22 protein-coding genes and 1 pseudogene are annotated in these 21,433 nt (G+C 73.9%); 15 read left to right on the forward strand and 8 right to left on the reverse strand.

The window, feature by feature from the left end; all coding sequences use genetic code 11:
• Window positions 1–17: 17 nt before the first annotated feature.
• From IPL61_18600 to IPL61_18625, 6 genes are all read left to right on the forward strand, one after another.
• Window positions 18–2,828 carry an aminotransferase class V-fold PLP-dependent enzyme gene (locus IPL61_18600; GenBank protein MBK9033253.1) on the forward strand — a complete coding sequence of 937 codons (2,811 nt, stop codon included), beginning with the start codon at window positions 18–20 and terminating at the stop codon, window positions 2,826–2,828.
• Entirely contained in the window at window positions 2,825–3,565 is a 741-nt protein-coding gene (locus tag IPL61_18605; GenBank protein ID MBK9033254.1) for a M81 family metallopeptidase, read from the forward strand. The genes IPL61_18600 and IPL61_18605 overlap by 4 nt, the downstream gene beginning before the upstream one ends.
• Window positions 3,562–3,888: an MlrC C-terminal domain-containing protein gene (locus IPL61_18610; protein ID MBK9033255.1), complete on the forward strand. Its 327-nt coding sequence runs from the start codon at window positions 3,562–3,564 to the stop codon at window positions 3,886–3,888. The genes IPL61_18605 and IPL61_18610 overlap by 4 nt, the downstream gene beginning before the upstream one ends.
• Window positions 3,882–4,136 carry a hypothetical protein gene (locus tag IPL61_18615; GenBank protein MBK9033256.1) on the forward strand — a complete coding sequence of 85 codons (255 nt, stop codon included), beginning with the start codon at window positions 3,882–3,884 and terminating at the stop codon, window positions 4,134–4,136. Before IPL61_18610 ends, IPL61_18615 begins: the two co-directional genes overlap by 7 nt.
• 205 nt (window positions 4,137–4,341) lie before the next feature.
• On the forward strand, window positions 4,342–4,773 hold the full coding sequence (locus tag IPL61_18620) for a hypothetical protein (GenBank protein ID MBK9033257.1): 432 nt from the start codon (window positions 4,342–4,344) through the stop codon (window positions 4,771–4,773).
• Between the two features lie 44 nt (window positions 4,774–4,817).
• Window positions 4,818–6,170: a DUF2314 domain-containing protein gene (locus IPL61_18625; GenBank protein MBK9033258.1), complete on the forward strand. Its 1,353-nt coding sequence runs from the start codon at window positions 4,818–4,820 to the stop codon at window positions 6,168–6,170.
• A gap of 295 nt (window positions 6,171–6,465) precedes the next feature.
• Here IPL61_18625 and IPL61_18630 read toward each other — a convergent pair whose 3' ends face one another.
• The 3 genes and pseudogenes from IPL61_18630 to IPL61_18640 form a co-directional block, all read right to left on the reverse strand.
• Window positions 6,466–8,085: an alkaline phosphatase family protein gene (locus tag IPL61_18630; protein MBK9033259.1), complete on the reverse strand. Its 1,620-nt coding sequence runs from the start codon at window positions 8,083–8,085 to the stop codon at window positions 6,466–6,468.
• 171 nt (window positions 8,086–8,256) lie between these two features.
• Window positions 8,257–9,685, reverse strand: a pseudogene (gene hflX / locus IPL61_18635) (GTPase HflX).
• A 267-nt stretch (window positions 9,686–9,952) separates the two neighbouring features.
• Window positions 9,953–10,453 (reverse strand): hypothetical protein, encoded by a 501-nt coding sequence (locus tag IPL61_18640; GenBank protein ID MBK9033260.1) that lies wholly within the window; start codon window positions 10,451–10,453, stop codon window positions 9,953–9,955.
• A gap of 52 nt (window positions 10,454–10,505) precedes the next feature.
• Here IPL61_18640 and IPL61_18645 point away from each other — a divergent pair, with 52 nt between their 5' ends.
• From IPL61_18645 to IPL61_18660, 4 genes are all read left to right on the forward strand, one after another.
• Window positions 10,506–11,567, forward strand: a complete 1,062-nt coding sequence (locus tag IPL61_18645) for a DUF3570 domain-containing protein (GenBank protein ID MBK9033261.1) — start codon at window positions 10,506–10,508, stop codon at window positions 11,565–11,567.
• Between the two features lie 528 nt (window positions 11,568–12,095).
• Window positions 12,096–12,629: a hypothetical protein gene (locus IPL61_18650; protein ID MBK9033262.1), complete on the forward strand. Its 534-nt coding sequence runs from the start codon at window positions 12,096–12,098 to the stop codon at window positions 12,627–12,629.
• A complete protein-coding gene (locus IPL61_18655; GenBank protein MBK9033263.1) occupies window positions 12,626–13,075 on the forward strand; it encodes a hypothetical protein in 450 nt (149 codons plus the stop codon). The genes IPL61_18650 and IPL61_18655 overlap by 4 nt, the downstream gene beginning before the upstream one ends.
• 5 nt (window positions 13,076–13,080) lie before the next feature.
• Complete coding sequence (locus IPL61_18660; protein MBK9033264.1) at window positions 13,081–13,305, forward strand: MYXO-CTERM sorting domain-containing protein; 225 nt, start codon at window positions 13,081–13,083, stop codon at window positions 13,303–13,305.
• On the opposite strand, the gene IPL61_18665 is transcribed toward IPL61_18660, so the two are convergent.
• Together IPL61_18665 and IPL61_18670 are read right to left on the reverse strand one after the other, a co-directional pair.
• The gene (locus IPL61_18665; GenBank protein MBK9033265.1) at window positions 13,306–13,785 is read right to left on the reverse strand and encodes an alpha/beta hydrolase; all 480 of its coding nucleotides are present in this window, start codon (window positions 13,783–13,785) and stop codon (window positions 13,306–13,308) included.
• A gap of 97 nt (window positions 13,786–13,882) precedes the next feature.
• Complete coding sequence (locus tag IPL61_18670; GenBank protein MBK9033266.1) at window positions 13,883–14,284, reverse strand: hypothetical protein; 402 nt, start codon at window positions 14,282–14,284, stop codon at window positions 13,883–13,885.
• 217 nt (window positions 14,285–14,501) lie between these two features.
• Between IPL61_18670 and IPL61_18675 the strand changes: the two genes are divergently transcribed.
• The 4 genes from IPL61_18675 to IPL61_18690 all read left to right on the forward strand — a co-directional run bounded on the left by IPL61_18675 (window position 14,502) and on the right by IPL61_18690 (window position 16,924).
• Window positions 14,502–14,891, forward strand: a complete 390-nt coding sequence (locus IPL61_18675; protein ID MBK9033267.1) for a protein kinase — start codon at window positions 14,502–14,504, stop codon at window positions 14,889–14,891.
• A 145-nt stretch (window positions 14,892–15,036) separates the two neighbouring features.
• Window positions 15,037–15,660 carry a hypothetical protein gene (locus IPL61_18680; GenBank protein ID MBK9033268.1) on the forward strand — a complete coding sequence of 208 codons (624 nt, stop codon included), beginning with the start codon at window positions 15,037–15,039 and terminating at the stop codon, window positions 15,658–15,660.
• A gap of 363 nt (window positions 15,661–16,023) precedes the next feature.
• Window positions 16,024–16,611, forward strand: coding sequence for a hypothetical protein (locus IPL61_18685; protein MBK9033269.1), 588 nt, complete (start codon window positions 16,024–16,026; stop codon window positions 16,609–16,611).
• 7 nt (window positions 16,612–16,618) lie between these two features.
• Entirely contained in the window at window positions 16,619–16,924 is a 306-nt protein-coding gene (locus IPL61_18690; protein ID MBK9033270.1) for a hypothetical protein, read from the forward strand.
• Between the two features lie 206 nt (window positions 16,925–17,130).
• Here the strand turns inward: IPL61_18690 and IPL61_18695 are convergent, their stop codons facing one another.
• The 3 genes from IPL61_18695 to IPL61_18705 all read right to left on the reverse strand — a co-directional run bounded on the left by IPL61_18695 (window position 17,131) and on the right by IPL61_18705 (window position 20,380).
• Entirely contained in the window at window positions 17,131–17,835 is a 705-nt protein-coding gene (locus IPL61_18695) for a hypothetical protein (protein MBK9033271.1), read from the reverse strand.
• Window positions 17,836–19,095: 1,260 nt separating this feature from the next.
• Window positions 19,096–19,263: a hypothetical protein gene (locus IPL61_18700; GenBank protein MBK9033272.1), complete on the reverse strand. Its 168-nt coding sequence runs from the start codon at window positions 19,261–19,263 to the stop codon at window positions 19,096–19,098.
• Window positions 19,264–20,053: 790 nt separating this feature from the next.
• The gene (locus IPL61_18705; GenBank protein ID MBK9033273.1) at window positions 20,054–20,380 is read right to left on the reverse strand and encodes a DUF255 domain-containing protein; all 327 of its coding nucleotides are present in this window, start codon (window positions 20,378–20,380) and stop codon (window positions 20,054–20,056) included.
• 318 nt (window positions 20,381–20,698) lie between these two features.
• Here IPL61_18705 and IPL61_18710 point away from each other — a divergent pair, with 318 nt between their 5' ends.
• A complete protein-coding gene (locus tag IPL61_18710) occupies window positions 20,699–20,911 on the forward strand; it encodes a hypothetical protein (GenBank protein ID MBK9033274.1) in 213 nt (70 codons plus the stop codon).
• Window positions 20,912–21,433 lie beyond the last annotated feature (522 nt).

Genomic DNA, 21,433 nt, shown 5'->3' on the forward strand with positions numbered 1-21,433 from the left:
CCGCCGATGCTGATCGGATGCACCGCACGCCCTGGCTCCTGGCGGCCGCCGCCCTCGTCGCCACCGCGGCCACCGCCGGCCCTGCCCGCGCCGGCGGCTTCGGCATCCCCGAGGTCGGCGTGCGCCGCACCGGCATGGCGGCCGTGGTCGGTCGCCCCGACGAGCCGTCGGCGGTGTTCCACAACCCGGCCGGGCTGACCATGTCCCACGGCGCGCGGGTCTACGCGACCTTCGGCCTGGCGGTGCTGTCGACCGAGTTCAACCTGCGGCCGTGGGACCAGAGCGATCGGTTCATCACCACGCCGGTCGACGCCGACGGCTACTACCCGACCACGCGCCCGACCCGGGCGGTCGGCGCGATCCCGATGATCACCGCCTCGGCCGAGATCGTGCCGGGCAAGCTGTGGGGCGCGCTCGGCGCGTACGTGTCCAACGGCACCGGCGCGCAGTTCGCAGACACCGACGTCACCCGCTACCACCTGATCGACGGCTACATCGTGTCGCCGACCCTCACCGCGGTCGCGGCCTACCAGGTCCACCCCAAGCTCGCGCTCGGGCTCGGCGTCGGCATGATGAACGTGCGGGTCCACGGCAAGCGCCACCTGTTCCCGATCCTCAATGGCACCGACGTGTCCCGGCTGCTGGGCTCCAACGCCGAGCTGGTGATCGACGGCGAGGACTGGAAGTTCACCTGGAACGCCGGCGTGCTGGCCCGGCCGATCCCCAAGCTCACGCTGGGCGCCACCGTGATCGGCCGGGTCGATCCCGAGCTCGAGGGCGACGTCACGCTCACCACCGGCGACGACGCCGCGGTGCCCGGCGACCGCTACAACGGCAAGCAGAAGACCGGGCTGGTGCTGCCGTGGACGTTCCTGGCCGGCGCCAACTACGACGTCACCCCCAACCTCGAGGTCGGCACCGAGCTCCGCTACTACCTGTACCGCGCGTACAAGGAGCAGCGCTCCAAGCTCGACGGCCTGCCGTTCATCAACGAGCTGGTCACGCCCAAGAACTACACCGACTCGTGGCAGGTCGCCGGCGGCGTGCGGGTCCACGATCTGCCCCAGGCGCCGTGCCTCGAGCTGATGGCCGGCGTCCACTACGACAAGACCCCGGCCCCGGCCCAGACCGTCGCGCTCGATCAGCCGACGTTCTCGCACTACGGCCTGCACTCGGGCGTGCGCTACCAGGTCGGCCGCTACAAGCTGGCGGCGTCGTACCTGCACTACTGGTACCGGATCCCGGTCATCACCGACAGCCTGACCAACCCGCCGTCGAACATCCGCGGCAGCGGCGGCAACGACATCTTCACGATCTCGATCGAGGCCACGATCGCGCACGGGGGCGCTGCTGTGACCCGGACCATCATCCCCGAGCGCGGGCGGGCCACCGACGAGCTCCTGGCCGATCTGGCGGGGCGCAAGCACAAGGACACCGACTGGAAGCGCGGCCGCGTGTTCTCGCTGGTCTACCACGCGTCCGACGAGCACACCCGCCTGCTCGAGCGCGCCCACGCCCTGTACGCGTCGGGCAACCTGCTCAACCCGATGGCGTTCCAGAGCCTGCGCGGGCTCGAGGCCGAGATCACGCAGATGGCCGCCGACCTGTTCCACGGCGGCCCCGACACCGTCGGCGCGGTCACCTCCGGCGGCACCGAGTCGATCCTCGTGGCGGTCGCGGCCTACCGCGATCGCGCGCGCAAGCTGCGGCCGTGGATCGTCCGGCCCGAGATCGTCGCGCCGATCACCGTGCACCCGGCGTTCGACAAGGCCGCGCACTACTTCGGCGTGCGCCTGACCAAGGTCCCCGTCGATGACGACCACCGCGTCGACCTGGCCGCGCTGGCCCGCGCGATCGGCCGCTCGACGATCGCGGTCGTGGCGTCGGCGCCGCAGTACGCCCACGGCGTGATCGATCCCATCGCCCTGGTCGGCGCGCTGTGCACCAAGGCCAAGCTGCCCCTGCACGTCGACGCCTGCGTCGGCGGGTTCGTGCTGCCGTGGGTCGAGCGGCTCGGCCGCGCGCTGCCGGCCTGGGACTTCGGGGTGCCGGCGGTGACGTCGATCTCCGCCGACCTCCACAAGTACGCCTACGCCGGCAAGGGCGCGTCGGTGCTGATGTGGCGGTCGATGGCCGACATGAAGCACCAGTTCTTCGTCGCCGCCGACTTCCCGGGCGGCATCTACGTGTCGCCGACCCTGATCGGCACCCGCCCCGGCGGCCCGATCGCCGCGGCCTGGGCCGCGCTCCAGGGCCTCGGCGCCGACGGCTACCAGCGCCTGACCGCGGCCGCGCTCGACGCCGCCGATCGCGTGCGCGCCGGGGTCGCGGCCATCGACGGGCTGCGCGTCGTCGGCGACAGCCTGGCGACGATCGTCGCGTTCGGCGCCGCGCCCGGCGGCCCCGACATCTACACCGTGGCCGATCGGCTCGAGGCCCGGGGCTGGTCGGTCGATCGCAGCCAGTCGCCGGCGGCGATCCACCTGACCTGCACCGCCAACCACCAGGCGATCATCGACGACTACCTGGCCGATCTGCGCGACGCCTGCGCCGAGGTCCGGGCCGATCCGTCGCTCAAGCGGAGCGGCTCGGCGCCGATGTACGGGATGATGGCCAAGCTGCCGATGCGCGGCATGGTCAAGCGCTCGGTCGCGAAGGTGATGGAGGCGATGTACATGCCGGGCGTGGTCGTGCCCGACGTCGCCGCCAGCGCCAACGACGGGGTCGTCGGCAAGATCATCGATCGCTACGGCCCGCAGCTCGACGCCGCGCTCGACACGTTCACGAGCGTGCGCGGCGCGCTGACCCGGCGCCGGAGGAAGCGGTGACGCGGATCGCGGTCGCGCGGTTCATGCAAGAGACCAACGCGCTGACGCCGGTGCCGACCGACCTGCGCGACTTCGAGCAGAGCCACTACCTGGTCGGCGCCGCGCTGGCGCAGGCGATCGAGCCGGGCGGCCACGAGGTCGCCGGCTTCTTCAAGAAGGCCGAGCTGGCCGGCGCGGTCGCCGCGGTGCGCGCGGCCGGCGCGACGCCGGTGCCGATCCTGTCGGCGTGGGCGTCCTCGGGCGGCAAGCTCACCCGGGCCTGCTTCGACACCCTGGCCGAGCGCCTCGCCGACGGGCTGCGCGCCGCCCGGCCCGACGGCGTCGTGCTGGCCCTGCACGGCGCGATGGGCGTCGACGGCCTGCGCGACCCGGAGACCGAGCTCCTGCGGATCGCCCGCGACGCCGCCGGCGGCGTGCCGCTGACCTGCACCCACGATCTGCACGCCAACCTGACCCCGCGCCGATGCGCGCGGTGTTCCGGCGGATGGCCCGGGCCGAACGCACCGGCGAGGTCGTCAGCGCCTCGACGTTCATGGTCCACCCGTGGAACGACGACCCGGCGCTGGGCTGGTCGACCCTGGCCTACGGCGAGCCGGCCGAGGTCGAGCGCCTCGTCGACGAGCTGGCCGAGATGTGCTGGGCCCGGCGCCACGAGCTGCCGCCGACCTTCAGCTCCGCGTCGGCCGGGCTGGCCGCGGCCCGGGCCGCGCGCGTGCGCCGCAGGCTGGGCGTGGTGACCATGTCCGACGCGTCCGACGTCGTCACCGCGGGCGCGCCCGGCGACTCGACCCACCTGCTGCGCGCGATGCTGGCCGAGGGCACGGGCCTCTTGACCTACGCGGCGGTGCGCGATCCGGTGGCGATCGAGCAGCTCTGGGCCGCGCCGGTAGGCGCCGAGGTCGACGTCGAGGTCGGCGGTCACCTCGATCCGGCGTCGGGCCCGCCGCTGGCGGTGCGCGCGACGATCGTCCGCACGCTCGAGCAGCCGGGCTTCCTGCGCACCGCCGTCCTGCCGATCGAGCACCTGCGCCTGGTCGTGACCGAGGGCCGGCGATGGTGATGCGGCCGTCGTTCTACAAGGACGTCGGGCTCGACCTGTGGCAGGCCGACGTCGTGATGGTGAAGAACTTCTTCCCGTTCCTGATGTTCTTCCTGCCGTACAACCGCAAGACCATCTTCGTCCGCACCAGCGGCGCGACCGACTTCGACGCGGCCCACCGCCTGACCTTCGACGGCCCGATGCACCCGCGCGACGTGGTCGACGACTGGCGCCCGCGCGACCGCGCGCGCCGCGGCCTCGACGCGTAGCGCCCGCGCGCTCGCAGCCTGCGCGGCAGCCTCGACGCCGGGCGCCTGCGCGCTTCGCAGGCCGCGCGCTGCAGAGTCCGCAGGGCTGCAGGCCGCACCCGCGCCCACGCCGCGCACGGCGCCGTCGCGCGCTGGTCCGCGGCGTGCATTGGTCTCGGTCCGTCCCGCGGCCGTCCGGCGTCGGGACATGGAGCTGTCGATCCCCATGAATACCTCTCCCCGCCTCCGCGTCTTCTCCTCGCTAGCCGCGCTCGCGCTCGCGCTCACCGTCGCCGCCGGCCTCGCCAGCGCCGACGGCCGCCGCGGCGCCGGCGCCAGCCACGACCAGCCCAGCTGCGATCACGCCGCCCGCGGCGACGATCACGACGGCCGCGCTGATCGTGCCGACCGCGCCGACCGCTACGACGGTCGCGCCGATCGTAACGCCCGCGACGGTCGCGATGCCCGCGCCGATCGCGGTCGCGCCGATCGCGGTCGTGATCGCTACGCCCGCGATACCCGCGCCGGCGGCCGCGACGCCCGCGCCGCCCAGCCGTGGACCCGCGGCCGGCTCAGCGCACGCGCGCCGCTCCCCACGGTCATGCGCATGACCCCGATGCCCGCGCCGCGGGGCCGGCTGGTCCGGGGCAAGCTGTAGTCGCCGCAGTTGACAGCATCGGCGCCCGTCGCGGATCGTCGGGCATGCGCGCCGCGGTCGTCGTCGTCGTGACCCTGTCCCTCGTCGCCACCGCCGGCTGCCGCCGATCGGCCGACCGACGCGCGAGTTCGCGCGCGATCGCCGCGCGCGACGCCAGCGCCGCGACGCCAGCCGCGCCGATCGCGCCGACGGGAATCCGGACCGTGGGTGCGCGGCCCGCGGCCGGCTCGGTCCGGGCCGCGCAGGTCACCGATGCCTACGCGATCGTGCTGCCACCGCGGGCCGACCTCGCCGCGGTCGAGCGGGCGATGCGCGCGGTCGCGACGGCGCGGGGCCTCGACGCAGAGTTCCGGCCGATGACGGTCGCCGAGATCGGCGTCACGGCCCAGTCGATGCGGTACTTCGCCCGCGGCTTCGACGACGCCGAGACCGCGGCGCTGCTCGCGGCCCCGCGCGCGCTCGGGGTCATGGTCGGCGGCGACGCGACCCGCGTCGGCGACCTGGTCGCGGGCACCGCCGCGGTCGCCCGGGCCGGCGGCGCCGCCGCCCGCGGCTGGATCGTCGATCCGAACACCCGCGAGACGTTCACGCGCGCGGCGTTCGATGAGCGCCGCCCCGAGCCGCTGCCGCAGGCCAGCACCAACATGGTCGTGGTCGACCACGTCGCTGACGACGCCGGCGGGCTGTTCCTGGAGAGCGCGGGCCTGGCGCGCTTCGGCCTGCCCGAGCTGTACCTGGGTGGCGTGCCCCCGTGGTTCCCCGAGGCCGCCAACGAGATGTTCAACGCCGCCGCGCAGGAGCTCATCGAGCGCGGCGCGCTCCCTCGCGACACCCTGACGACGCCGCCCTGGCCCGAAAACGCCCGGGCGCTCCGCGATCATGGCGGGACCGGCCGGGTCACCTTCGACGTGACCTGGTCCCTGGGCGACGAGGCCGACGATCCGGACGCCGAGCCGATGCTCGAGCTGACGCTCCCGGGCGGCCCGTTCGCCGAGCGGATCAGCGCGGCCCGCCGGGCGTTCTTCGGACTCGAGGCCGACAAGCTCTTGAGCGGCGACCCCGCCAAGCTCGAGGCCGCGCGGGCGCGCGCGCTGGTCGCGCTGGCGGCGCTGGCGCCGCGCTTCGCCCGGGGCGTCCCCGACCTCGAGGCGCTGCACGTGAAGGCGCCGTTCACGACCGACCACGGCGGGATCGAGTGGATGTGGGTCGAGGTCCGGACCTGGCAGGGCCAGCGTATCACCGGCATCCTGTCCAACCAGCCCGACGACATCGCCGCGCTCAAGGAAGGCGCCGAGGTCGAGGTCCGCCAGGACGAGCTGTTCGACTACGTGCACCAGCGCGCCGACGGCACCACGGCCGGCGGCGAGACCAACCGGATCCTCGCGGGCGAAGACTGAGCCTCGACGACGGCGCGACCAGGCCCCACGACGCGGACGATCTCGGGCGGGCGGATCTTCGAGATGATCGACATGACGCGCCGCCTTCTAGCGCGAACGCCGATCGCCCGGAAGATCACGCGCCCTGAACTAATCGTGATGGCTACCGCGGTCGCCACGCGAGGCGCGCGCGCCTCAGCGCGTCGTCGCGCCAGCGCAAGTCAGCGCGAGGCCACGGTCACCGAGATCGCGGGTGCGCGCGCGCGCGTCGAGCGTGCTTCAGGCGCGACGACACGCCGCGGGTCCCGAGGCCCGCTCAGGTTTTCGGCGGCGGCGGCTCGGCCGGGGGCGCGTTCCCGCCGAGCTGCTTGCGCGCGATCGCGGCCGCGCGCTCGAGCCGCAGCAGGCGCGCGCTGGGATCGAGCGCGCGCGCGAAGAACACCACGACCTCGATCGCGAGCGACAGCAGGATCGCGAACGCGTACAGCGCGACCGCGACCTGCAGCGACGGGATGATCACCAGCATGCGCGGCCCCGGCACCTCGGTGTACGGCGGCGGGAACAGCGCCCACATCAGCAACGCCGGCACCATCGTCAGGAACAGGCCGACCGCGGCGTTGCCGTTGGCGATCGCCAGGCGATGCGCCAGGGTCTTGTGCTTGCGCAGCACCAGCCAGCCGACGGCGACGTGGGCGACCGCGCCGACCACGCCGTACTTCGCGAGCTCGAACGCCAGGCTGCCCTTGGCCGGCAGGAACGACGGCGAGAACCGCTGCCCCAGCACCGCGACCATCACGTAGTAGACGACGAAGAACCCGGGCGCGCCCAGGATCAGCGTGCGCCGATCGAACGACACGCCGCCGCGGCGCCGCAGCCACAGCGCGCCGCCGATCAGCACCACCGCCAGCGCGACCACGCCCACCAGGCGCAGCCCGCGCCGCGCCAGCACCCGCGCCAGCGTGGTCTTGCGCGACTCGCTGACCACGCGCTCGGTCACGGCCAGGCGCTCGCCGTCGGCGCGCGCGCGGGCGGCGACGTCCGACGGCGTCAGCGTCAGCAGCTCGGTCAGCGTGCGGCCCAGGCCGTGGCCGGGCGCCGGGAACCCGAGCAGCGCCGCCACCGTCGGCGCGACGTCGATCAACCGGGCGTCGTCGGGCCGGGCGCCGGCGCGGATGCCGGCGCCGGCCGCGACCAGCGGCACGGTCATGACCTCGGGCTCGATCCCGCCGTGCCCGCCCGAGTCGGTGTGGCCGTGATCGGCCACGACGATCACCGCGTCGGTCGCCAGATCGGTCGCGGCCACGATCCGGCCGACCATCAGATCCGCGGTCGCGACCGCGGCCCGGTACTCGTCGCTGTCGGCGCCCTCGGCGTGGCCGGCGTCGTCGACCACGCCGATCAGCACCACCTGCAGCTCGGCATGATCGGCCAGCTGGGCCCGGGCCGCCTCGACCACGCCGCCCGGCCACGGCGCGTAGCGGCTGTCATCGAACGGCGACCGCACCTCCATCCCGGCCGCGGCTCGGGCCTCGGCCGAGTCGGGATCGTCCATCGCGTCGATGTCGATCGCGTCGAGCTCGGCCTGCCGCGCGGGGTCGAGCGGGCGCAGGAACAGCGCCGGCAGCGGGCTGTTGTCGCTGGCCGACGCCGAGCGCACGTGCGCGGCCTGGGCCCGGTCCATGAGCGTGTCGAGCGCGACCGCGGTGTAGTGGCGGTTGGTGCGCACGCCCGAGGCCTGGGGCGGGACGCCGGTCAAGATCGACACGTAGTTCGGCCGCGACCAGCTCGGGTAGTGCGAGCGGGCCTGGCCGTCGACGCCGAGCGCGCGCAGCCGGGCCAGCGACGTCATCCGTTGTGACGCGTCCCAGCGGAGCCCATCGACGATGATCAGCACCACCCGCCGCGCCAGCCGCGGTGTCCCGGGATCGACGACCACCGGCGCCGTCCGCGCCAGCGCTGCGCGGCTGCTCGAGGTCGTACATGAAGTCGGCGCCGAGGAACGCCGCGCGCAGCGCGCCGATCGCGCCGACCACGACCAGGACGATCGCGGCGATGACCGCCCACGCGGTCCGGGCCGGGGCAGCGCGCGCAGGCTCACGCCTCGACCTTACGACGCCGCGAGCGTCGCGACCAGCTCGTCGACGATGCCCTGCGGCGCCCGCACGGTCAGGCGCGTGCCCTCGTCCTCGTGGTGCTCGGTCACGACCAGGCAGCGCCCGTGGATGTCGTGGACCACCTTGCGGCGCGCCCAGGGCACGAACAGCTCGGCCTCGACCGCGGCCCCGGCGAAGTACTCGACCACCCGCACCCGCAGCGCCGCGACGTCGGCCGGCGCCTTGGCCGACATCAGCACCGCGTCGGGGAACGCCAGCGCGAGCAGGGCGCGGTCCTCGACGCTGACCTTGTCGATCTTGTTGAGCACGACCAGCTCGGGGGCGTCGACGCCGATCTCGCCGAGTACGCCGCGCGTGACCGCCATGTGGTCGCGGAACGCGGCGTCGGCGGCGTCGACCACGTGCAGCAGCAGATCGGCGTGCGACGCCTCCTCGAGCGTCGACCGGAACGACGCCACCAGATCGTGCGGCAGCTTCTTGATGAAGCCGACCGTGTCCGACAGCAGGATCGGCGGGCGGGTGCGCGCGTCGAGCACGCGCACGGTCGTGTCGAGCGTGGCGAACAGCTTGTCGGCCACGTACACCTCGCTGCCGGTGAGCGCGCGCATGAGCGAGCTCTTGCCGGCGTTGGTGTAGCCGACCACCGCGACCGTGCGGGCGTCGTCGCGCCGGGCCCGCCGGGTCCGGGCGCCGCCCTCGATCGCGGCCAGCTCGCGCCGCAGCTCGGCGACGCGATCGCGGATCCGCCGACGGTCGAGCTCGAGCGAGCTCTCGCCCGCGCCCTTGCCGCCGACGCCGCCCCGCACACGGTCGCCGCCGCCGCCCGACTCGCGCAGCCGCGGCGCCAGGTACGCCAGGCGCGCGATCTCGACCTGGAGCCGGGCCTCGCGGGTCTTGGCGTGCCGGTGGAAGATCGAGAGGATCACCGAGGTCCGATCCATGACCTCGGCGTCAGTGGCGCGCTCGAGGTTGCGCTGCTGCGTCGGCGTGAGGTCGTGATCGACCAGCACCACGTCGCAGCGCACGCCGGCCGGCCCGCCGCTCGACGGGTCGCCGTCCTCGTCGTCACCGGCCGCGTCGTCGTCGTCCGCGCCCTCGTCGAGCCGTCCTCGTCCTCGTCCTCGTCCTCGGCGTCGCGGTCGAGCTTCTCTTGCCCGGCTTCTGGTACGCCGCGACCTCGCCGTCGCCGCCGGTCCACGCCGCGAGCTCGCGCAGCTTGCCTTCGCCCAGCACCAGCCCCGGCGCCAGCCGGCCCCGGCGCTGGGTCACCATGCCCACGACCTCGAGGCCGAGCGTGGTCGCCAGGCGACGGAGCTCGGCGATCGATGACGCGAACGTCGCTTCGTCGGCGTCGGGCAGCTGCACCGCCGTCAGCACGGCACGGACACGATCAGGGGGTCGGCTCGGACAAGGCGGTGCAATCTGCCCGACACACCGCCCTCCGCAAGGGTGACGACGGTCCCCCGGCCTGGGCCGGTCCCTGGGGGGGGCCGCGGGGGCCGGGCCGGGCGCACGCACCCTGGGGCCCGCCCCCCGCCACGCGTCGCGCGCGACCGCCGCGCGCCGCCGCCTCAGTGCAGGTCGAGCACGAGGTCGTGGAACTGCGCGGTCTGGGCCGGCATCGCACGGCGCCCGACGTGCCCTTGGTGAACGGCAACACCACCGACGCGCCAGCGGCGTCCTGATCGGTCAGCTCCATGACGACCCGGTACTTGCCGGCCGGGACCTCGCAGCGGGTGCGGTCGGTGAGGTTCCAGGTGACGTCGTGGGTGATGGCGACGTCAACGTCGCGCCGGTGATCGCGTCGGTGATGTCGCCGCCCGACGCGGCGTTGTAGCGGGTCAGGTAGCGCAGGCGCCGGTTGGCCCAGCGCTTGACGGTCTTCACGTACTGGCCGCTCGCGGTCTCGATCCAGATCGCGCCGATGTTCTTGGGCTGGTAGCGGCCGCCGAAGGGGGTGGTGCGCACGACGATCCGCAGGGCCGACAGCGGCGAGGTGTCGCAGCCGGCCGCGGCGTCGGGACCGCCACCACCACCGCCGTCGCGCGGGACCACGGTGCCGCCGTCGTCGAACAGATCGACCGGCGCCGCCAGCGCGTCCTGGAGGTCGTCGCGCCCGACGCCCGGCTCGTAGCAGCCAGCGATTGCCAGGGCGGCCGCGATTGACAACGCTGCGCGCAGGGGGAACATGCGCGCGTGGCTCGCCGTACCGCCGCGCTCCTGTTCGCCTTGGTGATCGTCGATGGCTGCGCCGCGGCCCGCGAGCGCGAGGTCCGCGCGGCGTCGAACGATCTACGTCCGCACCGACACCGACGACACCACCGTCGTGTCGCCGACCGTCAACGTCTCGGGTCAGGCCACCGACCAGGTCGCGCTCGCGGCGGGCTACACCGTCGACGCCTGGACCGGCGCCTCGGTCGACGTCGTCACCGCCGCCACCAAGGCGATCAGCGAGCGGCGCAACGAGGGCCAGGTCGGCCTCGCTTACGACAACGGCACCACGCGGCTGAACACTCGGTATCGCGTCTCGTACGAGCACGACTATGAGTCTCACGGCTTCGTGCTCGGCGCCAGCCGAGACTTCGCCCGTCACAACACCACGGTGTCGGCCAACCTCATGGGCAGCCGCGACCTGGCCGGGCGATCCGGCGACCCCGGATTCGCCGAGCTGATGATCAGCGGCGGTGGCCGCCTCGGCCTGAGCCAGGTCATCGACGCCAGGACCGTGATCGATGTCGCGTGGGAGACGATGGTCCTGTCGGGCTACCAGGCCAGCCCGTACCGGTGGGTCGCCGTCGGCGGGCTCGGCACCTGCGCCAGCGACGCGCCGTTCTGCGTGCCCGAGCAGGTGCCCGAGCTGCGGGTCCGCAACGCAGCCTCGGCGCGGCTGCGCCACGCGCTCGGCGAGCGCGCGTCGATCGGCCTCGACTACCGCTACTACCTGGACTCGTGGGGGATCCGGTCGCACACCGTCGAGCCGAGCCTGTCGTGGGTGCCGTCGGACGCGACCACGCTGACGCTGCACTACCGCTACTATGCGCAGGGCGAGGCCACGTTCTACCGGCCGCGCTACTTCGACTTCGCCGACGGTGGCGGCTACCTGACCCGCGACCGCAAGCTCTCAGCGTTCCTCGCACATGAGGTCGGCGCCGCGCTCGGGCGCACGTGGGAGTTCGACGACGGCGAGCGCCACGTCGACCTCGGCCTGCGCGCCAGCCTGTCGCGCATCGAGTACCTGGCCTACGTCGGGCTCGAGTCGGTCGACGCCCTCGAGGTGACCACCATGTTCGGACTCGACTTCTGATGCGGCCCGTCGACGATCGCCCGACGACTCTGAATCTGAGCTTGTCGGTTTTCGGTCGCGCACCGGTCCACGCACCGGGAGTCTCGCGTCTCGGAGGGGAGGCTCGTCGGGCTTGCCCGACGAGGGAGGCCTGGCGACAGGCCTCCCTGAAACTCAGCGCTTGTCACCTTTTCGGTCGCGCACCGGTCCACGCGCCGGGAGTCTCGCGTCTCGGAGGGGAGGCTCGTCGGGCTTGCCCCGACGAGGGGAGGCCTGGCGACAGGCCTCCCTGGAAATTCAGTTGCAGCCGCAGCCGCCGGGGGGGGGGGCCGGGGGGGGGGGCCTTGCCGCCGCCGCCGCTCGAGCCCTCGCGGTACGAGGCGCGCGTGCGACTCGCCGGTGCGCAGCTCGGCGTCGCTGCCGATCACCATGTCGGGCCGGGCGAGCGTCTGGCGCTCGTGCGGCTTGACCCGCAGGCACCCGGTTGTGAGCACGATCACGAGCATGGCGAGGCGCAGCACGCGCGGAGCCTACACGATCGCCGCGCCCGTGCACACGAAGTCGATGCGCGCGCGCGCCGACGAGCGCATCATCCGCCCCGCGATGGCGCCGCGCTCGATCTCGATCTCGACCTGGCCCGCGCTGGCGCTGTTGCTCGCGCTGGCCACCGCCGCGCTCGGGTGCAGCGTCCCCGACGATGAGGTCGTCGTGCCCGACGCCGACCCGGTGGTGTTCAAGGACGCGGTCTACCCGATCCTGCTGCGCGACTGCGCGTTCACCGCCTGCCACGGCAACCCCGACCGGTTCCTCGCGGTGTTCGGCCCAGGTCGCGCGGCTGCGCGAGGACACCGACCTCGACGCGCCGGTCACCGCCGAGGAGCTGGCCGTCACCTACACCGGACCCGTTCGATGCTGATGAGCCCCGCGGGATCAAGCGCGCGCCGCTCTTGCAAGCCGCTGGCCGAGGCCGACGGCGGCGTCCGTCACCGCGGCACCGACCCGTGGGGCAACGCGATCTTCCCGTCGAAGGACGACCCGCGGTTCGTCGTGCTGGCGCAGTGGGCCCTGGCGGGGCAGCCATGAGCCGCGCCGCGCTGATCGCGCTGGTGCTGGCGGTGGCGCCGACGGCGGCGCTCGGCTTCTCCGAGCCCGAGCGCTACGCCGAGCCGGCCATCGACGGCGGCGGCGGCGGTCGCTACTTCACCGGCGCGCCGCCCGACGGGCTGTCGTGCAGCGTCTGCCACGGCGGCGGCGACACGCCCGAGGTCAAGATCGCTGGCCTGCCCGACCGCATCGACGCCGGCAAGCGCTACGAGGCGACGCTGACCTGGCCCGACGACGGCCGCCCGTACGCGCTGACGCCGAGCGATCGACGCCGACGGCGCACCCGGCCGTCGAGCTCCGGAACACGTCGACCAGACGCCCGGAGATGCGCTGCGACGGCAACCCGACCGGGCCGAGCGCGGCCTACCAGGTCGATCCGGCACCCGCCGGGTCATCGGCGCGCAACTGCGGCGCCCACGCGCTGACGGTCGTGTTCACGCCCCCGTCCGACGAGGATCTGTTCTTCGCGGTCGGCGTGGTCGCGAGCGACGGCAGCGAGACCAGCACCGGCGATGGCGTGCTCGAGGTGCGCCGCACGCTGACCGCGACCCAGACCAACGTCGCGTGCTCGGTCGGCGGCGGCGATCCCGCGGCGCTGGCGCTGCTCGCGGTCGGGCTGGCGGCGGCGACCCGCCGACGCCGCCGCGCGCGCTGATCACCCGGTCGCGGCCGCGAGCGCGTCGACGTGCTCGGCGAACGCCCGCGGCGCCTCGGCGTGGAGCATGTGACCAGCGCCGGCGATGATCGCGAGGGAGGCCCGCGGCAGGGCCGCGGCCAGCGCCGTGAGCGTCGGCCGGAAGTACGCGGCCGAGCGATCGCCGCCGAGCAGGCGCACGGCACGTCGACCGCGCCCAGCTCGGCGTAGCGGACCCGGTAGGCGTCGAGCGCGAGCAGTCGCCGCGGATCTGCGGCCACTCGCGCCGGGTGCGCGCGGAACAGGCGCCACCGCCGCGCCGCAGCTCGAGCCCGCCACCAGCGCCGGCGGCCCCGCGGCGGCGATCAGCTCGGCCAGGTCGGCGGCGTGGTCGTCGATCGAGTGCCAGGCCACGCCCGGCCGGTTGGCCGAGCGCCCGGCGCCCCGGCGATCGTACGCGATCACGCGGTAGCGGCTGGTCAGGGACGACGCCAGCTGGATGGTCCAGGTGGCGGCGTCTTGTGGCGCTGCCGTGGACGAGACGAGCGGGGGCCCGCGGTCCCGGCCCGCACGACGTGGAGTGGAGGCGACATCGGCGCTACATTGCTAGCAGATGAGCGCCGGCGATCCGCCGCCCAGCGATCCAAGCGTTCGCACCCACGATCGCGCCGGTCACCAGCCAGCGCCCGCCGGTGCCGAGCGTCGACGGCGGTCCGCCCACGGGCCCGGCGCTCGCTGGGCGTCGAGTCGTACCAGGACACGATCGCCGGGGCGGCGATCCGCGCGCCGACGCGACGATCGCCATGGACGACCTGCCGCTGACCGACCCGGCCCAGTACGTCTCGAGCGAGGTCGCCCGCGGCGGCATGGGGCCCGCATCATCGCCGCCCACGATCGCATCCTCGGGCGGCCGGTGGCGCTCAAGGAGTTGCTCCACGCCGACCCCGAGCACGCCGCGCGGTTCCGGCGCGAGGCGCTGATCACCGCCCGCCTCCAGCACCCGGCGATCGTGCCGGTCTACCAGGCCGGGCGCTGGCCGTCCGGCGAGCCGTTCTACGCGATGAAGCTGGTCAGCGGGCGCCCGCTCGATCGCGCGATCGCCGAGGCCCGGACCCTGAGCAGCGCCCTGGCCTTGCTCGCGACGATCACTCGTCGCGGTCGACGCGATCGCCTACGCCCACCCAAGCGCGTGGTCCACCGCGATCTCGCCGGCCAACGTGCTCGTGGGCGACTTCGGCGAGATCGTCGTCATCGACTGGGGCCTGGCCGAGCGATCTCGACGACGACTCGCCCGACTCGCTGCCGGGGACGCGCACCGAGCGCGACCAGCCGCGCCGCGCAGCCCGACCACGTCCGACGAGCCGGCCCTGACGGTGGCCGGCGCGGTGATCGGGACGCCGGCCTACATGCCGCCCGAGCAGGCCCGGGGCGAGGTCGTCGACGAGCGCGCAGACGTCTTCAGCCTCGGCGCGATGCTCTACCACCTGCTGGCCGGGGCCCCGCCCTACGCCGCCAAGACCGCCACCGACGTGCTGGCAACGCTGCGGCGATCGAGGGCAAGGTCGAGCCGCTCGCGACCCGGGCGCCCGACGCGCCGGCCGATCTGATCGCGATCATCGCCCGCGCGATGGCCCACGAGCCCGGCGATCGCTACCCGACCGCGCAGGCGCTGGCCGAGGAGCTGCGCCGGTTCCAGACCGGCAAGCTGGTGGCCGCGCACCGCTACCGCTGCGCGAGCGGGTCGCGCGGTTCGTGCGCCGGCACCGGGCCGCGGTCGCGATCGCCGCGGTCGCGTTCGTCGCGTTCGTCGCGCTCGGCACGCTGGCGCTGCGGCGGATCGTGGTCGAGCGCGATCGGGCCGAGGCCCAGCGGCAGCTCGCCGATCAGCGCCAGCGGGCCGAGGGCGTCGTCGATCACCTGATCTCCGACATGCGCAACCGGCTCGGCGCGATCGGCCGCAAGGATCTGCTGGCCGGCATCGGCGCGCAGGTCCGCGACTACTACCAGCAGCTGGCGCGCAGCCCCACCGGCATCACCGACGACGATCGCGAGCGGCTGGCGATCGCCCTGTACACGCTGGGCCAGGCCGAGGAGGAGCGCGGCGATCTCGACTCGGCGGCCGTGACCCTGAGCGAGGGCCGGACCCAGCTCGAGGGCCTGCTGGCGCGCGCGCCCGCGCACCCGCGCACGCTCGATCGGCGACGCATCCTGGGCGAGATGCTGGTCGAGGTCGGCCGGGTGCTGCACGCGCGCGGCCAGTTCGTCGGCGAGGTCGAAGGACCTACCGCAGCGCGCTCGGCCACTACGAGGACTTCCCGCGCAGCCGCCCTGACGATCGCGCCGCGCTCCTGGGCAGCGCCGTCGCCCGCGATCTGATCGGCGACGTGGTCCGCAACCAGGGCCAGATCGACGTCGCGTTCGGCGAGTACCAGGCGGCGATGACGGCCCGGCAGCGCGTGGTCGACGCCGCGGTCAGCGCCGGGATCGGCGACGGCGGCCCGCGCGCGGCGACCTGGCCACCAGCCACCTCAAGATCGCGTCGACGCTCCAGGCCCGCGGCGACCGGCCGGCGCGCTGGCCGAGTACGCGCATGCGAGAGCTTGCGGGCCGAGGTCGCGTCGGCCGAGCTCGAGAACTCGAGCCGGCAGCTCGATCTGGTCAAGGCCCGCATGCAGGTCGCCGACCTGCAGAAGGAGCTGGGCGAGATCACCTCGGCCGAGGACACCCTGCAGCAAGGCGGTGGCGACGCTCGACGGCCTGCTGCGCCGCGAGTCCGGCAACGCCGCGTGGCGGCGCGAGCGGGGCCTGGCGCTGCCGAGCTGGGGCCTGGCGCTCGTCGACAAGGGCGACGCCCGCAACGCCACCCAGCTCCTCGAGCAGGCGCTCGCCAACCACTCGATCTCGAGTGCGAAGGATCCCACCAACGCCAGCTGGCAGATCGACGTGTCGCGCATCCACTTCCGGCTGGCCGACGCGCGCCCGTGGCGCGGCGACGTGGCGCGGTGCGCTCGACGGTTGGCACCGCGCGCGCGATCCGCTCGCAGATCTCGCGAAGGACCCACCAACCCGCTGTGGCAGCGCCTGGTCGCGTGGAGCGACGCGAGATCTCCTGCGCCCAGCTCTGGCCAACGGGAGTTCGAGGCGGCGCTGACCGCCGCGGTCGCCGCCCGGGACGCCCGGGCCACGCTCCTCGCCGGCAGCCCCGATCCAGGCCGGGGTCCGAACGAGCGGGCCCAGGCCGAGGTGCTGATCGCGCGGATCCACGCCCGCCGGAGGGCGCGGCGCCGAGGCCGCGACCGCGATCGATCGCGCGATCGGCCTGGCTGACAAGCTCGTGGCCGACGACGAGGTCAACCTCGAGTGGAAGGGAGAACCTGGTCGGCGCGCTGACCGTGCGCGGCGACCTCGGCTCGCCCGCGGCAAGGCCGCCGCGTCGCTGGCCGACGCCGATCGCGCGGTGGTCCAGGGCCTGGTCGCGATCGCGGCGTCGCCCGAGTCGGCGGTGTGGATCATGCTCGTGGCCGAGGCCCGGTTCCTGCGCGCCCGCGCCGTCCGCGCGCTGGCGCCGCGGCGAGCCCGTCGCAGCGCGACAACGCCGAGGAGGACGTCGCCGCCGCCTACGAGCTGCTCGATCGTCTGAGCGAGTCAGGCCACCTCGCCGCCGATCACCGCCCCGCTGTGGTCCCGGGTCAAGGTCGCGAAGCTGCGCTGACCGCGCGGCGCCGCCGGACCAGCTCGGCGAACGGTCGGTCGTCGTCGGCTCCGGCGCCGGCCGACGTGTTCCCAACGCCGAGGCCTGCGCGGCGCTGTCGCGCGGTGCCGGCTGCGCGCAGATCGCCGCCGTCGTCACCGGCCAGTGGCGACGCTGACGTCGACGCTGGCGAAGTACGCCGACGCGGTCCCGGTCAAGACCGCCGATGCGCTGATGCCGGGCGCCGAGCAGCGGAACGTCGCCGTCGCGGGCAGCCGCCGATGCAGCTGATCGTGATCCGCCGTCGGGACACGGAGCGTCGAGGCGCGCCCCGGAGGTGCGCGGCCAGCGGCGTCGAGCCGGTCGCGCGGGGGGCGGCGTGGCCGGTGCGACCGCTGCAGCTTGATCACGGAACTTCCAGCTGACGTTGTCCCCGCCGACGCCGGTGGCCTTGTTGGGCGCGTCGTAGCCGAACCGCAGCGCGGCCCGCAGCTCGTAGGCGCCCCGGACCATCGACGAGCACTGGAACTTCGCCCGAGGAACTTGCCGTCGACGGTCACGTCGGCGCCGCGCTTCATCTTGGCGTCGCAGGTGAGGTCGGGCGGCAGGGTCGAGGAACACCTCGGGCACCATGTTGTTCCAGTTGAGCCAGGTCGCCAGCTTGACCTCGACCTGGACGTCGAACTTGTCGCCGGCTTGATCGGCGCGGTCGGCCCACTCTGGGTGGTGTCGAACTTCGTGGATGCCTCCTTGACCAGCGCGGCGACCTTGGCGTCGCGGGCGTCGAGCTGATCGAGATCCGCGGTGGTCGTGACCAGCTGGACCTTGCCCTCGGTGCCGACGACGATCGACACCGGCATCGCGCCGAACCTGAGCTCCTTCAGCAGCGCGCCCGGATGGCTTGCCGTGGCGACCGCGCCGGCGCCGACCTCGCCCCGGACCGGGTCGAGCTTCTTGGCGTCGCGCGCGGTCTGCGCGCCGATGTTGGGCGATCACGTAGACCATCATTGCCGGTCTCGCGCATGTTGTAGATGCGCGAGGTCGTCCTTGCAGGCCTCGACCTTTGGGCTTCAGAACCAGTGGACGACCACCCGCTTTGGCAGTCCCGCCTTGACCGGCGCGCTCGAGCCAGGACTCTGAGCGTCGCCAGTGGCGGGTTGCCGGGGACCAGGACGTCGGCGGCGGCGGTGCGGCGCACAGCGCCAGGGCCGCGTGCGCACGGCCAGCGAGCGGGCCACCCAAAAAAAAAAAAAAAAGGGAAGGGTCGACCATGAGGGGATTCCCCACACCTCGGGCGGCGCGCCCTGCGCCGGATAGGGGGTTAGACCGACGTCGCCGCCCGATGTTCACTGGCCGGCGGCTCGGCCAGGAGCCGAGCTGATCGGCGGGTTCCGGTGAGCGGCAAGAGGCATTACCGGGCCGCGGCACATGAGGCCTGGGCCCGACCGTCGAGCGGCTTCGCCCGCGACCGCGGGCGCGGCCCATGGGCCGACCAGGATCCGGGCCGGCGCGTACGCAGGTCGGGGGCGGCGGGAGCTCTTCGCCGCCGGCGCCCTCGGTCACCACCACTGGAGGCGTGCAGGAACAGATCGAGCGCCGACAGGAGCCGCGCTTCGCCCCGAGCGGTTCGAGCGCCCGGAGCTCAGGCGCCAGGTCGAGGTGCGCTCGGCGCTGCGCGACGCGTCGGCGTACGTCGAGCACGCAGCCGACCCGGACCAGGCCCTCGACCGCGACCGCGGCGCCTGACGGCATCGCGCCGTCGGTGCGACTCTGGCCGATGGATCAGCGGCTCGGATCGTCGGACGCGGTCAGGCGAAGACGCCGCCGTCGGCGTCGTCGTAAAGCGCGCGCGGATCGCGCCGATCAGCGCCGCCCGGCCTGCCAGTAGCGGCTTCCGAGCGTGGCCTCGCCCAGGTCGAACAGCGCGGCGGCGACGAACGCGTAGTCCTCGATCGTGCCGTCGAGCTTGTGGCGCCGGCCTTGGTACACGCGCGCCAGGCGATCGCCGTCGCGATCATGCGCGCCAGCAAGAAGTCGCCGACCCGGCGGGCCAGCGCCAGCGCCGGCGCGTGGCCGGTCGCGTTCCACGCTCCGCACCAGCCCGGTCACGGCCAGGCCGTTCAGCCGGCCAGGACCTTGTCGTCGGGTGGCCGGCGCCACCCGGGCCTGGGCGCGGTCAGGAGCCGCGCGCGCAGCTCGGCGAGGTGGGCCTCACCGGAGGCAGTCCCCGAGCGGCGTGGTCCGCGCGCCAGCACGGTCGCGTGCTCTAAGTTGCCGGCGGTGGTCACGCCGTGGCCCGCAGAGCTGGGGCGCGTCGACGAAGGCCGAGTGCGTCGCGCACCTGGTGGGGCGTCCAGACGTAGTACTTGCCCTCCTCGCCCTCGCTGTCAGCGTCCGCCGCGACGCGTACAGCCCGCCGCCGGGATCCGACGGCGCGCGCCAGGTACCCGACGGTCTCCTCGATGATCTGGGCGGGGCGGGCCGCGGGTGAGCGCGGCAGGCGTCGCCGTAGACCGCCAGCAGCCGGCCGTTGTCGTAGAGCTTCTTCTCGAAGTGCGGCACCGCCCAGCGCTCGTCGACCGAGTAGCCGCGCGAACCCGCCGCCGAGGTGATCGTGCAGAGGCCGCCCTCCGAAGCCCTCGCCGTCCGCCCACCGGACGAAGCGTCCTGGGCCGGGGCGCGCCGAAGCCAACCGGGCCACCCGGGCCAAGAGCTCGTGGGCCGAGCTCGACGAAGAACGGCTTGGCGCGCCCGCCAGGCCGCGCGTGCTCCGAGGTCGCACCCGCGATCTGCCGCCGCCCGGCCGCGACCAGGAGCGACGCGCTGGCGCTGCCGCCGGCGACCGGCTGGCCGCGGTAGTGGCGATCGACCTGAACAGGCCCTCGACCCCCCTCGACGTTCTCCATGACCTTTGGGCCGCTCCTCGCGGTAGCCCCGGGCGCTGGCCCGCACACTTGCTGAAGCTGGGCCGGTTGTAGCGGTCTGCTACCCAGGAGTACTTGAGGAAGAACGGCCGCCCGTCGGGGCACAGAAGGCCGACAGCGGCCACGCCGCCCTCGCCCAGCACCTGGATCGCGTTCATGAGAGGCGGCGATATCGACGTCGGGCCGCTCCTCTCGCGATCGACCTTTGATCGTTGACGTAGAGCCCGTTCATCAAGGCCGCGATCGCCGGATCCTCTGGCGAAGCTCTCGTGGGCCATGACGTGGCCCAGTGGCAAGCGGCGTAGCCGATCGAGACGAACCACTGGCTTGTCGAGGCGTGCGCGGCGACGAAGGCCTCGGCGCCCCACGCGGTACCAGTCTGACCGGGTTGTCCCGGTGCGCAGCAAGCAGGTAGGGCGACGACTCGCCGGCAGGCGGTTGGGGCATAGCCCGGGGCGTCATCCGCGCCGTTGAAGCGCAAGGCGGCGGCGCCTAAGGATCGCCCGTGGCCTGCCGAGCCTGGGCCACACGCAGCGCCGCCGCAAGGAGGATCAACACTGTGAAGGTCAGCATGGCCGCTAAGAAGTAAATGCCGAGCAAGAGCCTGATGCCGCTGGCGGCGACAACCGCCGAAGCTGTGGTTCGCAGATGAAGGCTACCGGACGCCGGGGGCAGTTTCGGGCGGAACAGTGCGCAGGAGCACGGCGTTGACCGGGGAGGTCGACAGGAAGATGCCGACGTTGACGACGAAGACCAGCACGAAGAACAGCGCCGCCGACGGCGACAGAACGCCATCGCGGTGAACGGCGCCACCGCCACGCCGATGGCGCAGATGCAGGAGCGCGTTGGTGCCGCGCGCGTGCTGGCGTTGATCGTGATCGCCGGCCGACGGGTAGCGCCGCAGCGCCTGATCGACCCAGCAACCACCGATGATCGTGCCGATCGCCCCGGCGACGACGATGACCGCGCCCAGCCAGGTGCCATTTGGCGCCAGCCGGGCTCGAGGTGGTAGCGGCGGACCAGGAACGTCGGGCCCCAGTGCGCCGAAACGCGCCGACCGCGGCGGTGTGAGCGATGTAGCCGGCGACCGCGCGCGGCGGTACAGCGGGATGCGCCACAGCGTCCGGGCGTTGCCGAGGATGCCCCGGCCGCGCGACCTCGGTCCGACGGGCCAGCTCGGCGATCGGCAGGCAGGTCACTTGCGGCGAAACCCAGAGGCCGGGGCCGCCGCCGACGAAGAACGCGGTGCGCAGGCCCCAGTGCGCGGCGATCTGCGCGCCCAGCACCATGCCGACAGCCGGGCGATCGGCGTGGCCAGGTAAGAAGATCGCCAGCGCCTTGCCCGCCGCAGTCGGCCGGGGGTGATGTCGTCGATGATCATCGGCGCCGGGGGTCCGCGTAGCTGGCTTCGCCGATGCCGACCACGGCGCACGTCCAGCAGGCTCGTGAGATCGCCAGCCAGGCCGGTGCGCGGTCGCGACGCTCCACACACGCCGCCGCCGAACGCGATCAGCGACCGCCATGATGGCGCGCG

Source organism: Myxococcales bacterium, from assembly GCA_016717005.1.
Lineage (GTDB): Bacteria > Myxococcota_A > Polyangia > Haliangiales > Haliangiaceae > UBA2376.

Excerpts from the sequence above, each read along its gene's own strand:
- IPL61_18600 (MBK9033253.1), top strand. The coding sequence starts at position 18 with ATGCACCGCACGCCCTGGCTCCTGGCGGCCGCCGCCCTCGTCGCCACC.
- IPL61_18615 (MBK9033256.1), top strand. The coding sequence starts at position 3,882 with ATGGTGATGCGGCCGTCGTTCTACAAGGACGTCGGGCTCGACCTGTGG.
- IPL61_18620 (MBK9033257.1), top strand. The coding sequence starts at position 4,342 with ATGAATACCTCTCCCCGCCTCCGCGTCTTCTCCTCGCTAGCCGCGCTC.
- IPL61_18625 (MBK9033258.1), top strand. The coding sequence starts at position 4,818 with ATGCGCGCCGCGGTCGTCGTCGTCGTGACCCTGTCCCTCGTCGCCACC.
- IPL61_18640 (MBK9033260.1), bottom strand. The coding sequence starts at position 10,453 with ATGTTCCCCCTGCGCGCAGCGTTGTCAATCGCGGCCGCCCTGGCAATC.
- IPL61_18645 (MBK9033261.1), top strand. The coding sequence starts at position 10,506 with ATGGCTGCGCCGCGGCCCGCGAGCGCGAGGTCCGCGCGGCGTCGAACG.
- IPL61_18655 (MBK9033263.1), top strand. The coding sequence starts at position 12,626 with ATGAGCCGCGCCGCGCTGATCGCGCTGGTGCTGGCGGTGGCGCCGACG.
- IPL61_18695 (MBK9033271.1), bottom strand. The coding sequence starts at position 17,835 with ATGCCGGTGTCGATCGTCGTCGGCACCGAGGGCAAGGTCCAGCTGGTC.